Source organism: Yinghuangia aomiensis (assembly GCF_039542225.1).
In the GTDB taxonomy this organism is placed as follows: Bacteria; Actinomycetota; Actinomycetes; order Streptomycetales; family Streptomycetaceae; genus Yinghuangia; species Yinghuangia aomiensis.
Genome location: NZ_BAABHS010000020.1, coordinates 18,541 through 32,550, shown reverse-complemented (window position 1 = coordinate 32,550; position 14,010 = coordinate 18,541). Strand labels below are relative to the sequence as shown.

At 66.3% G+C, this 14,010-nt stretch carries 8 protein-coding genes and 3 pseudogenes; 5 read left to right on the top strand and 6 right to left on the bottom strand.

The features are described 5' to 3' along the window. Nucleotides 1-40 precede the first annotated feature (40 nt). On the bottom strand, nt 41-1,678 hold the full coding sequence (locus tag ABEA93_RS26020; RefSeq protein WP_345678202.1) for a type IV secretory system conjugative DNA transfer family protein: 1,638 nt from the start codon (nt 1,676-1,678) through the stop codon (nt 41-43). Nucleotides 1,679-2,896: 1,218 nt separating this feature from the next. On the opposite strand from ABEA93_RS26020, the gene ABEA93_RS26015 reads away from it, so the two are divergent. The 3 genes from ABEA93_RS26015 (at nt 2,897) to ABEA93_RS26005 (ending at nt 5,460) form a co-directional block, all read left to right on the top strand. Then, on the top strand, nt 2,897-3,262 hold the full coding sequence (locus ABEA93_RS26015) for a transposase (RefSeq protein ID WP_345678201.1): 366 nt from the start codon (nt 2,897-2,899) through the stop codon (nt 3,260-3,262). A gap of 637 nt (nt 3,263-3,899) precedes the next feature. Continuing rightward, the gene (locus tag ABEA93_RS26010; protein ID WP_345678200.1) at nt 3,900-4,907 is read left to right on the top strand and encodes an FAD-dependent oxidoreductase; all 1,008 of its coding nucleotides are present in this window, start codon (nt 3,900-3,902) and stop codon (nt 4,905-4,907) included. A 397-nt stretch (nt 4,908-5,304) separates the two neighbouring features. Further along, nucleotides 5,305-5,460 carry a hypothetical protein gene (locus ABEA93_RS26005; protein WP_345678199.1) on the top strand — a complete coding sequence of 52 codons (156 nt, stop codon included), beginning with the start codon at nt 5,305-5,307 and terminating at the stop codon, nt 5,458-5,460. 37 nt (nt 5,461-5,497) lie between these two features. Here ABEA93_RS26005 and ABEA93_RS26000 read toward each other — a convergent pair whose 3' ends face one another. Continuing rightward, the gene (locus ABEA93_RS26000) at nt 5,498-6,619 is read right to left on the bottom strand and encodes an IS630 family transposase (protein ID WP_345678198.1); all 1,122 of its coding nucleotides are present in this window, start codon (nt 6,617-6,619) and stop codon (nt 5,498-5,500) included. Nucleotides 6,620-6,725: 106 nt separating this feature from the next. On the opposite strand from ABEA93_RS26000, the pseudogene ABEA93_RS25995 reads away from it, so the two are divergent. Both ABEA93_RS25995 and ABEA93_RS25990 read left to right on the top strand, forming a co-directional pair. Beyond that, nucleotides 6,726-7,005: pseudogene (locus tag ABEA93_RS25995) on the top strand (transposase); the annotation flags it as partial. Between the two features lie 1,461 nt (nt 7,006-8,466). Continuing rightward, nucleotides 8,467-8,920: pseudogene (locus ABEA93_RS25990) on the top strand (IS5 family transposase); the annotation flags it as partial. On the opposite strand, the gene ABEA93_RS25985 reads toward ABEA93_RS25990, so the two are convergent. From ABEA93_RS25985 to ABEA93_RS25970, 4 genes and pseudogenes are all read right to left on the bottom strand, one after another. Further along, the gene (locus tag ABEA93_RS25985) at nt 8,837-9,034 is read right to left on the bottom strand and encodes a hypothetical protein (RefSeq protein WP_345678309.1); all 198 of its coding nucleotides are present in this window, start codon (nt 9,032-9,034) and stop codon (nt 8,837-8,839) included. The pseudogene ABEA93_RS25990 and the gene ABEA93_RS25985 overlap by 84 nt on opposite strands. A 291-nt stretch (nt 9,035-9,325) precedes the next feature. Continuing rightward, nucleotides 9,326-10,921: a hypothetical protein gene (locus ABEA93_RS25980; protein ID WP_345678197.1), complete on the bottom strand. Its 1,596-nt coding sequence runs from the start codon at nt 10,919-10,921 to the stop codon at nt 9,326-9,328. A gap of 566 nt (nt 10,922-11,487) precedes the next feature. After that, a pseudogene (locus tag ABEA93_RS25975) lies at nt 11,488-11,992 on the bottom strand (IS5 family transposase); the annotation flags it as partial. Between the two features lie 165 nt (nt 11,993-12,157). Next, the gene (locus tag ABEA93_RS25970) at nt 12,158-13,360 is read right to left on the bottom strand and encodes a M20 metallopeptidase family protein (RefSeq protein ID WP_345678196.1); all 1,203 of its coding nucleotides are present in this window, start codon (nt 13,358-13,360) and stop codon (nt 12,158-12,160) included. Nucleotides 13,361-14,010 lie beyond the last annotated feature (650 nt).

Here is a 14,010-nt window from a genome sequence, read left to right as displayed (position 1 = left end):
CCTGGCCGTGGGGTTTCGGTGATGCGGTGTGCTTCGCGGCTCACTGGGGACGCGGGATCGATCGGCGCGGGTCGTGGCGGGCCAACGAGTCGCGGATGCCGTCGGCGTGCGGGCCTTCCCACCACGGGATGGTCCGCACCAGGACCGGGGGTGCTCCACCGAACTTCACGTAGGCGCGGCCCCGCGGGAGTGCGACGAAGTCGTGGACGTCGAGGACCTTTTCGGGACGCGACGCACGTGTCACCGTACGTTTCCACAGGCCCATGCCCCGGCCGGAGTACGAGGTCGTGCGGGCTTCGAACACTCCGGAACCGGCGGCGAGCGTGCCGAGGAAGCTGTTGGCCGGAACACCGCCGCCGTACACGCGGACGTTGGCCACGTCCCACATCTGGGCCATCCCCGCTTCGCCCCAGACACCGACGCCTTGTCCCCAGGACTGCAGGATCGTCATCATGACGATGCCGCGGGATCCGTAGTGGCTGTAGAGGAACGGCAGTTCCTCCCACGGGCAGACGCTCGCCGCTTCGTCGAGGACGAACAGGGCGGGTACCCGCAGCCGGCCGCCGGGACTGTCGATCGCGCGCCCTTCCAGTTCGTAGGCGACCGCGGTGGTCAACGCCAGGACCACCGGAGACGCCGCCTTGTTGGACTCCTCGGACAGGAGGTAGAGCGATCCGACGTCCCCCGCGGCAAAGTCGGCGTGCCGGAACTCCGGCCTCCCGGGTTCGTTTCCCGGGGTAATCCACCGGGTCACGTCCCGGGCGGTGAGGAACGACGCCATCTGCACGGCGGTGCCGTAGACGCCGGCCCGCTGCCGTTCTGGCGACGCCTGAATGGCAGCGACGGAGTCCGCCACCAGGTCGTGGTCGTGGTCGTGGAGGATCCGCACCGCGCTGTCGTCTGTGGGCCGAGTGAGCCACATGTATACGTCGGTGATGGGCCGCTCGTCGCGCGCCGCTGCGAACAGCAGGCCGGCAAGCAGGGTCTGCGCGGCCGGGTGGAAATAGCCGTCGCTGCGCATGTGCTTGGCCTCGGGGACGCTGGAGAACAAGCCGGCCATGATGAGCGCGCGGGGGTAGCTGGTGGCGAAGGTCAACGGGTTCCACCACCACGAGATGCTCTCGCCGGCCTGTTGCTGTGGGTCGAACACCCAGACGGGGCCTCGTTTGGCCCTCACTTCGCGGGTGGCGTCGACGATGTCGCGCTTGTTCGACGTCACGACGGCGACGCCCGGTGCGGCCACGACACTGGGGATGGCGCGGCTTGTGGTCTTACCGGTGCGCGGGCCCCAGATGTCGATGTGCATGTCCTCCCATGAGCCCCACAGCTCGCGGTTCCCGCCGACGGTGCGCCCGATGAGCAGTCCCGGCGCTGTACCCGGTTCCACACCCAGGCGGGCCGCGGTGCCGCGGGCCGCGGTTGTGCCGACCCGGTGCAGGTCGGCCCGTGTGGCCAGATGCCCCGCTGCCCGGTCCACTACGGGGCGGCGCCGCACCCGCCTGGCCACTTCCGCCGCGAACGCCGCCGCAGTCGCCAAGGCCCCGCCGATCGCTGCGGCGAGGCGGCCGTCGACGTACGCCGCGGCCGCAAGGAGCGCAGCGGCCGCCACCACGGCCGCCAGAGTGGATACGGCCGCGAGAGGGTCGCGGGGGCCGCGCCTCTTGTTCGTGGCACTCATGCGCCGCACCCCCTTGTGCTCGGCTGCTGTGCTGCCGCGCCGGTCCCCGGCGCCCTGTCTAGCAAGCCGGCCACATTGAGGGGGTGTTCTCGCGTGATCTGGCAGCACGAGGTGCGCGATCTGACCAGCACTGGGCGCAAAAAGTTGATCGGCCCATCGACGGCGCGCGGGCAGACCGCCGGAGCCATCGCCCATCCGAGGCGCCGGGCGGCACCAGCGCCTCAGATGCTTGCGTGCAGCCAAGCACTCAGCAGCTCGCGGCCGTCACCATTGCCATCCTGGCTGGGCACGGTGCCTACGCAATGATCGGGTGCTGATGTGTACCCAGGTTTGCCCGAGAGGTCCGCCGTGTATGCTTCCGCAACTGTGCCCAGCGCCGAGTGGCGATACCCATCAAGCCCCTTGCCAATCGTGCTGGACGCAGGAGACGTGAAGCGTTTTCGTCTTCGGCCATCGCAAACGCACACGTCAGCAAGTGTTGGCTCCGCGTGTGCGGGGATAGCTCGGCCCACGACGGGAAGGCGCGGTTCGAGCGGATGTTGGCTCCGCCTGTGCGGGAATAGCTCGACGAGGAATCCCGCCACGAGGTCGCGGTTGCCGTTGGTTCCGCGTGTGCGGGGATAGCTCGACGAAGATTCCCAAGGGCATGAAGAGCCCGATGTTGGCTCCGCGTATGCAGGGATAGCTCGCGTGGAGGCGCGCATACGATCTCGGGACAGCTGTTGGCCTCGCGTGTGCGGGGACACCTGTCGGAACCGATACGGGATTGGGAGCCGGCTCCGTGTGTGCGGGGATAGCCCGACGGAATTTAGACGACGGTTCCGAACTCTGGAGTTGGCCCCGTGTGCGGGGATAGCCCTGACGTGTTCCCCTCGGGCGGGGAAGTCGGCCAGTCGGCCCTGCGTGCGCAGGGATGCCTCGGCCGCAGTTCATCGGGCCAGCGGCGGATCAGCGTTGACCCCGCGTACGCGGGGATTGCCCGCCTTCACCCAGCACACCTGACCTCAAGATCAAAGTTGACCGCCCCGCATGCACGGGGTTCGTCCCGGAGTATCAGTCACCTGCCTCCGGGGACTCGTCGGCTCCGCACTTGCGGGAGATAACACGGATTCGCCATGGTCCCGATGCATGCGGGAATGCGCCCTGGTGCTGCGACCGGAATCGTTCGCCGGGTTGGCGAGGTGGTCAGGCTGCTTGGGTTTCGGGAGGATGTCCATCATGGAGAGCACGGGGAAGAAGCCTCGGCCTCGCCGCTCGTTCGCGCCGGAATTCAAAGCCGAGATCGTCGCGTTGCGCCGACAGGGCGACCGGTCGGCGAGTCAGGTCGCGAAGGACTTCGATCTGACCGAGACCGCGGTGCGGGACTGGGTGAAGCAGGCCCAGGTCGACGACGGCGAACGCGACGGCCTGACGTCATCCGAGCGGGAGGAACTCGCGCGGCTGCGAGCGGAGAACACGCGGCTGCGGCAGGACGTGGAGGTCCTCAAGCGGGCGACGGCTTCTTCGTTCGCGAGACCCGGTGACGGTCCACCCGTTCATCGAGGCGGAGAAACGCGCAGGTCGCAGTCTCCAACGCGCCTGTGAACTGCTTCAGGTCTATCGTGCCCAGTCGGGAATTCGCCGTTCTGGCACAGCAATTCCGGATACGACTCTCGGTCGGACGCACCGGCCAGTGCTGGGACAACGCACTCGCCGAATCGTTCTTCGCCACTTTGAAGAACGACCTGGGAACCGACCGCCGCTGGCCGACACGGGCCATCGCCCGCCGAGATCTGCGAATGGATCGAGGCCCGGTGCAGCATCCGCAGGCTCCACAGCAGCCTCGGCTACCACACCTCGTCGCACACGAAGCCGCCCTCGCGGCGGCCTGAACGCCACAACGACGGTGCCCGTCAAAGCGGAGCAAGCTCAGTAGGTCGCTCGCCGGGACACACGTCCCTGCCGCGCCTGACAAGCTCTGGCGCCACCGCAGTGCCGGCGGTCCCATCTGCACAGCGTCGCCAACGCAAGCGGCGTGTTCGGACCCCTTCTCCGACTAAACTCCGGTCACGGCTTCGCAACCGCCGTCCGTTGTGCGAAATGTTTCTCGTCAGTCGTGAGGCAGTGCTCAGCCGGGACCCCGGATCCGAGCGCCGGCGGTCCGGCGCACACGGCGACGCCGGGCGGGCCGCCGGCGGAGTATTCGCGAAACTCGGCAACGCCGAGCAACGGGGGAACAGAGTTGGAGTTGCTCACTGCACAGCCAGAGGGCAGCGTCGACGCGGTGGTCATCGGCGCGGGCATCATCGGCCTTTCGAGCGCGGTGTCGCTCGCCGAGGCGGGTTTACGTGTCCGGGTGGACTCCGCCGTTCCACCCGGGAAATCGACGTCGTTCGCGGCGGGCGCGGTCTGGGACCCATACCTCGTACAGCCTCACGAGCGCGTCGCGGGGTGGGCTCGGACAACCCTGCGCGAACTGACACGTATAGCCGGACAGGGGCCGCACACAGGTGTCCGGATCCGGGCGGGCAGCCAGCAGTCGCGGCTGCCGTGCGACCTGCCGTATTGGGCGGAGGCGGTGAGCGCGAGGTGGTGCGAGCCGAGAGAACTCAAGGACGGATTCGTCATGGGATGGCCGTACCAAGCCCCGGTCGCGGACATGGGCGTGTACCTCGACCACCTTGTGCGGCGCCTGACCGACGTCGGCGGGCGCATGCGTCTGCACACCTACCGGTCGTTGGCCGAGGCCGCCGACGAGGCGCCCGTGGTCGTCAACTGCTCCGGAGCCGGTGCCCGCACACTCGTCCCCGACCCAGACGTACGGCCGGTGCAGGGCCACCTGGTCATCGTCGAGAACCCGGGCATCGACTCCTTCTTCTGCGACGACACCCCTGGCACAACGGAATACACCTACATCTATCCGCACGGCCCGACGGTGGCCCTCGGCGGCTCGCAGAAGCCGGACGAGTGGAGCACGGCCCCGGATCCGGAGGTCGTACGCGTGATCATCGAGCGCTGTGCCGCGGTGGAGCCCGCGCTGCGGGACGCCCGTGTCGTGGGGTGCCGCGTCGGGCTGCGCCCCACCCGCCGTGAGGTGTGTCTGCGGGAAGACAGCGTCGCCGTGGGCCGGCTGCTGCACAACTACGGCCACGGCGGGGCCGGATTCTCACTCTCCTGGGGCTGCGCCGAGGAGATCACGGCGATGGTCCTCGGCGAGGGATCCCAGGAAGCTACGATCAGCCCGTCGTAGCACCAATAGCACCACGAAAGCCGCATAAGCGAGCCCGCGGCTGGCGATTTCCATCACGGTCGCGGACGGGCCGACGGCAGCCACCGACAGCCTCGTCCGCTACCACGCGCTTTCGCGCGCAGGGCCCTGACTGCGCGGGCAATCGACACTGGCCCGCGGTTCAGGATGCTGTACCGCACCGGAGCACGCAGCGGTGACCTGTCCTGTTCCAGTGCCACCATGTGGAGAGGCTGGGGCGGGCCGCGGACCAGGCGCCCCGTGGATCCGATAACCGCGTCACCAGCCCGTACGGCCCGGGGCCCAGACGTGGTGCGTGTGTCACCGAGCGTTGCCCTGCCTTCAGTGACGGGATTCTTAAACCGACGGTGCAACTTGATCTTGAAAGTGACACCGAGAGATGACTGACGTGCTGTCAGAGCCTTTGCAGGACAGTCCGGTTGAGGCGCCCCTTGAAGACGCAGTCAACGGCCGGCTGATCGACGAGCTGCTGGGCCGGGCCCGCGCCCAGGGCCTGGACCTGGTGGGTGAGGGCGGGCTGCAGGAGCTGACCTAGTGCTGTGACCGGAAACGTTCACCGGGTTGCCGGGTGGTCAGGCTGCTGTGAGCAAAGGGCGTCCGCCGTAGCGGACGCCCTTTTCGCTGCGGACGCGGGCACGTTCGCGGCGTTGGGCTTCGAGCAGGCCGGGGTCGCGGGTGTTGGTGTTGCGCCAACGCAGGTAGGCGTGGAGCGCGCGGGTCTGGATGGTGTGGTTCGGGTGGTTGGAGTTCGCGATGGTGAACTGCCGCAGCGGCCCGAAGTGCGCCTCGATCGGGTTCGCCCAGGACGCATAGGTCGGTGTGAAGCACAGCTCGACGCGGTTCCTGCGGGCCCAGTTGCGGATCCGCCAGTTCTTGTGGGCCGACAGGTTGTCCAGGATCACGTAGATCGGTGCGCCGTCCGGGCGGGCCTTGCGGATCGAGCGGAGCGCGGCCCAGGTGTGGTCGATGCCCTTGCGGCGGTGGTTGACGCCCCAGAGGGTGTCGTCGCCGACCGAGTAGCAGCCGTGGAAGTAGGTGACCCCGTGGGGCCGGCGGTAGGTCGCCGGCAGGCGGTCCGGTCGGCTGCGGAGAGCCCAGCCGGAGCCGGCGGTCGGCCGGATGCCGAGCGGGCCGAACTCGTCGAACGCGAACACCCGGTCCGGGAACCGGTCCAGGACGTGCGCGATGCGGTCGAGCTTCGCGTCGAAGTCCACGTCGTTGGACTCCTTCCAGGTCTTCGTGCGCTGGAAGGTGATGCCCCGGCGGGCCAGCAGGGCTCGTAACGCCTCGCGGCCGAGGCGTATGACGCGGCCGTGGACTTTGCGCAGGTAGGCGGCGAGTTTGCGGATCGACCAGCGGGTGAACGGCTGGCCGAGGGCGGTCGGGCGGGTGGTGGCCGTCTGCGCGACGAAGTCCTCGTCGTCACGGTTGAGCAGGCGGGGACGGCCTCCCGCCCACCGAGGGTCCAGGCTGGCCATCCCGGTCTCGTTGAACCGGTGGACCACGTCGCGGACGGTGTCCTCGTCCGCCTGGACCAACCGGGCGATCACCGGGACCGTGTTCCCGCCCGCCGAGGCCAGCACGATCATCGCCCTGCGGAACCGCACCGCGCTCGTGGTCCCGCGTCGCACGATGCGTTGCAGCCTGCGACCCTCGTCCTCGGTCAGTCTGCGGACCTTGACCGGCTCTGCCACCGAACCCCCTGTCGCCGGTTGGATGTCCATGACATCCAACCGGCACGCAGACCATCACCACCACCGACAACCCGGTGAACGTTTCCGGTCACAGCACTAGCGGGACCTGGAGTCCGCCCTCGAGAGCGAGATCACCGACCACCTCGGCTATGAGAAGCACGACCCGGCGGGCAAGGACACCGGGAACTCGCGGAACGACAACCGCGCGAAGAGCGTGCTGACCCGATGTCGGCGTGGCGGAGATCGCGGTGCCGCGGGACCGGGACGCGTCGTTCGAGCCGCTGATCGTCCGCAAGCGGCAGCGGCGGCTGTCCGAGGTGGACGAGACGGTGATCTCTCTGTCCGCGATGGGCCTGACCGCCGGCGAGGTCCAGGCCCACCTCGCGGGGCCTATGTGACCTGTCGGCGTCAGCCCGGCCAAGTTCTGGTAGCGGTGGAGTCCTTGATCGCCTGCTGGTCTCACCGGGTCCGCTCGGCGCCGTACCCGGCAAGCGCGCGGCCAAGTTGAGCCCGCGCTGTTCGGCGACGTACTTGACCACCGCGGCTGGTGCTGTTCCGGGTCGTCGAGGAAGGTGCCGAGCGAACGCAGCGCGCCGAGGTAGTCGCTGCGCTGCTGGGGTCCTGGTAGTACTCGCAGAAAATCGCGCGGGTGTGGACTTGGCTCTCGTATTCGCGGCAGGCATTGCGCTGCCGGGGGACTGCTGCGGAGCCGTGAGAGGGCTGGCACCGGCCGAGGAGCGCGCGGTGGATCGCGGGCACGGTGCTACGCGCAGGGTGTGGCCTTGGCCGCGGCGGAGGACGACGCCCCGGTCGAGTGCGGTCCGCACGGCGGGGTCGAGCTCGGCGGCCGTATGGAGGAAGGCGGTCGGCAGGCCGGGCATGTCGTGCGGCACCGGCACCTCCGGGACCGGCGCCGCGGGCAGTTCGGCGACGTGGTCGGGATGGAGGTCGGCGACGGCCGTGGGGGTGGCGCGGCTGACGTCGCGGCCGACGTTCCTGCGCCTAACCCAGGTGGGCGGGGTGGGAAGGGCGGCGCTCCTGTTCCCCTGCCGGGCAGTTGCGGTCAAAACGGTGCGTCGGAAATACACAGTGGCCGGTATGCGGTGGGGCCGAGCTGGGCGAGTTCACCTTCGAAGTCGACCTCGATGGCGCCGAAGACGTTGATGTTCTCGCTGTCTGCCGGGGAGTCGGCGACGGTACCTCTCCGTCGACGCGGCGCTTGGAGCGGCGCATCGACTCCACGGCCGGTCCGTAGAACTCGTGGTCCATACAAGAGCGCCCACGAGGTCTCTCCCGTGGACGAACGCGCGAGGTTGAAGGAACTGGAGCGCCGCGTCCGCGAGCTGGAGATGGAGATGGAGATGGAAAACTTGTTCCCGAAAGTAGCGGCAGCATACTTCGCGAGGGATCCCCGGCAGCGAGCAAGTCCGAGTTCATCGAAACGATACGGCTTGACAACGCGAGGTACGCATATCCCGGCGCATTCATATGCGACCGCCTCGACGATTCCCGGTCCGGACACTACAACTGGCGCGGCCGTCATCGACTTCTGCACAAAGGGAGTCATCGGCTACACCATGAACGACCACTACCAGACGCTCCCGATATCCCAGGCCGTGCGCAACGCCGTCCGGAACCACATACTCGCCCGGGGCGCATTATTCCACTCGGACCGCGGCAGCAATTACATGTCGGCCGAGTACGCCATAGCCCTCGATGAACTCGGGCTGCACTGGTCCGCCGGCTGCACTGGAATCTGTTTCGAAAATGCGATGGCCGAATCATTCTTCGGGTCATTGAAGAACGAATATTTTCATAAACGAGTTACCCTTTGGGCCATAGCCATAAAAGGGGAGTTCACGACGGGCCCATCGCCGGTTGACCGACGCCGCGCCGGCTCCAAGCATCACCTGATCACCGACGGATACGGCACCCCGCTTGCCGTCATCCTGACCGGCGGCAACCGCAACGACGTCACCCAGCTGCTGTCGCTGCTCGACGCGACTCCCCTGGTCCGGGGCGCGTCGGCCACTCGCGGCGCAAACCCGACTCTCTGTTCGCGGAGCGAGGTTACGACCACGGCGTCTACCGCGGCCAGATCCGTGCACGCCGCATCGTGTGGTGGTCGCCCGACCCGGCACACCACACGGTCGCGGACTGGGCGCCTAGCGCTGGGTGGTTGAGCGCACGTTGGCCTGGCTCCACGCCTTCCGATGCCTATGCATCCGTTGGGAACGACGCGCCGACATCCACGAAGCCTTCCTCAAACTCGCCTGCTGCCTGATCACCCAAAGCCGACTCGCTCTGCGCCTCCGGCCTTGTCCGGCGGCATCCCGCTTGGCGAAGCTTGTAGGGCGGGTAGTCGTGCGACAGGTACTCCCACGGGGTCCCGGTGCGGTCGACGTACAAGGTCACGTTCACGATCTCCCACAGGCCGTGAACGCGCGCCGCCATACTGGGTCCAGTCCGTGCGGCACGCCAGGCTATGAAAACCGGCTCGATCAATGTGCATCAGTCACATCACTGCGGTATGCATGCCGAGAAGTCGTATTCACCAACAACCCACCCAGGCAACGGCTACCACGAACGGGCAAACCACCGGCAACCTGGATCAGATGCCTTCTTCAAGCCGCCTTCTGTGCGCATGAGATGAATAGTCACCGGCGGGGCTCGCCCCAGCTTTCTCTTCCTCCGCTTTCCTTGATGTCAGAACTTCGGCTCGAGTTCCCCAATTCTCTTATGGTGCCGAGCTGGTACGGGATGGACTCCCGGTGGAACCATAGGTTGTCCTGCGTTAGTGGCAGCAGTGGAGCCCGGTGCCGCGCCCCCTTGTTGCGGTAACTCCTGGAACCCCTTGGCAATATTCGCGAGCCCGATCGTGGCTGTCAAGACGATGCCGGTAATCGGCATAACGGGGATAGTTGGCGTGTTGATGTTCTGACGCGCTCCCGCTCTGGCATTTACAGAGTTCGATGGCCTCGCATCAGGTTCGCCCTGTCGTTTTTTTCCGCCTGCAGTCGGCGAACCCAGGCCCCCACCGATGTACTGACGACCAGATTTCTCATATTTGCGGAAATTGAGGAGTTTTTCCATGGTGTCTATGTCACGCGGAAGGCCGGGATAACCGGCTTTTCTTACCTCCTGGTCCACGTATGAGACCAGCATTTTACTGGATTCTTCTGCGGTGAATGCCTCCCTCCCAGACAGAACTCTCAGATGCCCAATTGTGGTGTGGACGTGCGCAGGAAGAGTCCGCTGCCAGCGCACATTGCTGTGGGGTACGGGGCGGTTCGTCAGCTCGGCGACTAACTTCGTAGCCTGCCACGCGTAAACGGTGGCGTCTTCACCGACCATCGTTCTCATCATCTTGGGCAGATTGGCTTCGATGTAAGAATGCTTTTTCTTGTCCACGTATGGGAGGTAGCCCGTGACGAGTTCACCGATCTCGCCCGCCGTGTAAGGGTAATCATTGCACTGGAGATGAACTCCGATGCACATACCTGGAGGCCCGAAGTTCAGCCGATCCGGGTCGCAGCCATAAATCTCTGGGGCGTGCCCCGATTTGGCGGCACGCCCATTGGCAGACCCGACGAAAAGATAGTTGTCAAGATGCGTCCCATAATTGAATGCCGACATGTTTTCGTGGCCCGGCTCAACCCAGCCCTCGCTTGCCGTGGCATCTCCTGCCGGCGGAGTATAATTTTCTAGCCTTCCCAGTCCGAAGTGATGAAAGAATCGCTGAAATTTCTCATTCTGCTCAGCCGTGTCATAACACCCCGTAAAGCGGCGAGTAACTCTTTGTTCATTCTCGAACATTTGCCTGATCGACTTGATCTTCAGGTCATACTTGTCAAAGACGCTGAGCGGGATGTTTTCAAATTCTCCCCATATTTCTGGAAGTTCGGCGATGGCCGCCTGTCGCAGCCTTTGATGGACGCCCGGGTCGCTTTCTGCTCGCACCCTGCGCAAGCTCGGCGCGATAGTGCCGTCAGGCCTCGTGATGGCTCGTTGAATGGATATCCCTCTTTCCGCATCCTGATAAAGCAGCTCAGGATATCGCCGCAGGTATCCGTATCCGCACATGATGCGCTCGGAATCCTGTCGGCTCATAATCGGGCCTTCGGGCTGGGGATTGTTGTTCAAGGTGTTAATGTACGGATCGGCGCGAGTGGGCGATGCTATTCTTGCCACGACCCATTCACCGAAATAGCGCACGGGTTTGACCAAATTATTGTTGCTCGGCGCGATGACCGCCGAAGCATCTGTTTCCCCGGCGCGTTGCCGGTCCGATCCCGTTGCCAAGCGGATTATGTCCTCGGCCTCGGAAATCGTGATCCTTGCGCGTCTCGCGGGAAAGGCAGGCCCATGTTTCATGGGTTCTTTCAGCTCCCGATTATCAGTCGGCGGGTCAGGCAGATGGGCGGGCGGATTCCATCTCGTAGGTGGACAGGATCCCCGTCACGTAACCGCTGTCCAAGTAGACTGCCAACTCCGTCGCGGCGCCGTTGCTCGCTCCGCCGCGATGGTGGTGATCGGTTCGTATCCCTGGAACGCGACATGTGCGGGGCCAGGTGGCGGCGTCTGAGCATCGGCTTGCGGTGCCGGTGCTCCGGGCGGGGTCGGCGGGCATGGGCGGCATTGGTGGCCTCCCGCTGAGCATAAGCCGCTATAGGCCAGGTTCAGCAGCTTCTCTTCAGGCAATGCGGGCGCGAACCGTTCCATCTCGGCGCAGGCGGTCGCGAACGCGCCGGAGGAGGAAGATTTGCTCGTCCACGGACTCGACCCGGTCCGCCGATCCTGGCGAGCGTCAGCAGAGGAACAGGCGGTTCGACGATCCTCGCGTATTTGCGGCAGGCCATGAGCGCTTCGACGAGCGGCTTCAGGCCGTTACAGTCATGGCAGTTCGCCGCGGAAAACCCGACGACGAGCGGCAGCCCAGCGCGGTCGGACAGGACGTGCAGCTTGGAACCGGGCTTGGCCCGGTCGACGAGGCTCGGACGGGTGAGTTCGCCCCACGCGGACGTGCGCGGTGTCGACCAGGACCCGGGACAAGTCCACCAGCCCGCTGTCCGCCAGGAGCTCACGCAGCCTGCGGTGCAGCCGACCCCACAGCCCCGCATCGGACCAGATCGTGAAGCGCCGGTGCACCGTCGACTTCGACGCCCCGAAACACGGCGGAAGATGCCGCCACGAACACCCTGCCGTCAACACGTAGACGTTCGCCGCGCACACCGCCTCGTCGTCGATGTTCCGCGTCCCACCGCCCTGTGGACGCGCACGATCCTACGGCAGCAACTGTCGCACTATGTCCCACAGGTCATCAGGAACAATCCAGCCCCGCCCCCGAACTCCCCATGCCGCCCCAACAACCAACAGACCACGTAGGACACGGTCTTAGTGCGAGTGCTGCTCACGCCCGGACCGTGGGTGCCGAGAGGCCGTACCGAACCTGGGATACCGGAGGTGTCCAGCGTTATCCCAGGCCGAGTTCCCTTCCAGTGCGTCGGGCGCTCGGGGGATCGAAGCGTGTGGCGCCCATCACGGCGTAGTGGTACACCGCGTGGCCGGGTGACGCCGGGTCGACGTCGAACTCGGGCGTGTGGAGGTCCGAGTTTTTGCCGGGGCCCCAAGGTGGGCGCCCCTCCGGGACGATGCCAAGCTGGGTGTAGTGGGTGTACGGGACACCGGGGATGTCGTCGATTCCGGTGAACAGGAACGCGACGTCGTCACCGCCCGTCGGCCGCGCGAAGTCACGGACCACCACGTGGGGCCGCGACCCGCGGCCAACGCCTCAGCGACTTTGTCGGCGCAGGTGTTGACGACTGGGGGAACCGCGTGCGTGATGTTTAGCTCGTAGTTCACAAAGCCCGTGCGTTCCGCGAAGTCGTCCGCGAGGTGGCGGAGTTGTTCCGGGGCGTTCCGGTAGGCCTCCAGGTCGCCGAAGCGGATGGATCCGCCGTAATAGGCCTCTGTCGGTAGGGCATTGCGTGCCTCGCTGCCGCGCTGCATAGGGAAGACGAAGATCGGCTGTGCCTCGGGCCCCTTCCCTTGGGCGAGTTTCTCCATGCCCTCTTGCAGCGCAAGGCTGAACTTGTTGCCCACTCGGGTGAGGTCCGTGTGCGGGGTTGGCCGGGACGCGTGCCCGCCAGGGCCGCGCAAATGCAGGTCCACGGCGTGGTGGCTGTTCTGGATCAGTCCCTGGACCACGCCAAACCCGCCCACGTGGATCCTCGGCCACGAGTGCATGCCGAATGCAGCAACAGCGTTGTCCAGGACACCGTCCTCGCGAATCATCCGCATTGCGCCCTCGCCGGGCTCCTCGGCCGGCTGGAACACCAATCGCACCCGGTTGGGCAGGCCTTCACTCTTGTCGATGTCGCTGAGAATTTCGGCGGCGTGCACTAGGCCCGAGGTCGTCACATCGTGGCCGCAGCCGTGGTGAACGCCCGGGTTCTGCGAGCGATACGGTACATTTCGTGCGTCTTCGACGCGTAGGGCGTCAATGTCGCTGCGCAGCACCACCACCGGCCGATCCCGCGGGCCGACCTCCGCCACGACACCCAATCCACTGCGCGCGATCACAGGCCGGAAGCCGACCATGGCCAGTTTGGCCGCGATCTTCTCGGTGGTGTCATATTCTTCCCACGCTGGCTCCGGGTGCCTCGCTAGATCCTCACGGAACCTCCGCGCGTCATCAGCCATCTCATACGCCGCCCGGGATATCTTCCGCTCAAGCGTCACAAAACCCTCCCACGCCAGCCCTGCACCCCGGTCGGGGAAACTTCAGACTTCCACAACAGGAGCCTGTGTACGGCTAGGGCGGACATGTCCAAAGCCCTACCACTTGGGTATGGCCGCACGAGGTGTCATGAGGCGGCGACGTTCGCTGCGATGTGTTCCGGCTCTCCGACACGGGCCTAGCCGGCCCGCTGCGTCGGCGGCCTGGCCGCCCCGTACCGCCCCCGAGATTCCCGTGGGGGCCGAACGCTTTGACCTCGCGCGGGCCGCCGGTCGTCGACGGATGATCCACGTGTGCGCCGGCATCGGGTTGGCGCGCGACATGGGCGGCCTCACCGCCAATCGTTGTTCCGCGGTGTGGCGGGCCCCGTCCCCGCGACCGCGCGCTCCCCTGCGACCCTGGAGGGTGTGTGCCCCCTACCCCGCCAGGGGGCCGCGCCGGTGAGGACCCGGCCCGACGGCGCAGACTGCACCGGTGCAGGCCGCCGGCCCCACTAAAAGGCCACATCCGGCGCACACGTCTCCCAGCCCATCAGCTGCTATGCAGGTTCGCGTACGAGTCTGACCCGACCACCACGACATCACTGCTGCGCAACTCCGCAGCGAGATGCGAGAACAGGCACACCTCCAGGTCTGGGCAGCCCGCTGTCACG

Bases quoted from the DNA above. Each gene is read 5' to 3' on its own strand.
- ABEA93_RS26020 (WP_345678202.1), bottom strand. From the start codon at position 1,678: ATGAGTGCCACGAACAAGAGGCGCGGCCCCCGCGACCCTCTCGCGGCC.
- ABEA93_RS26005 (WP_345678199.1), top strand. From the start codon at position 5,305: ATGACTGACGTGCTGTCAGAGCCTTTGCAGGACAGTCCGGTTGAGGCG.
- ABEA93_RS26015 (WP_345678201.1), top strand. From the start codon at position 2,897: ATGGAGAGCACGGGGAAGAAGCCTCGGCCTCGCCGCTCGTTCGCGCCG.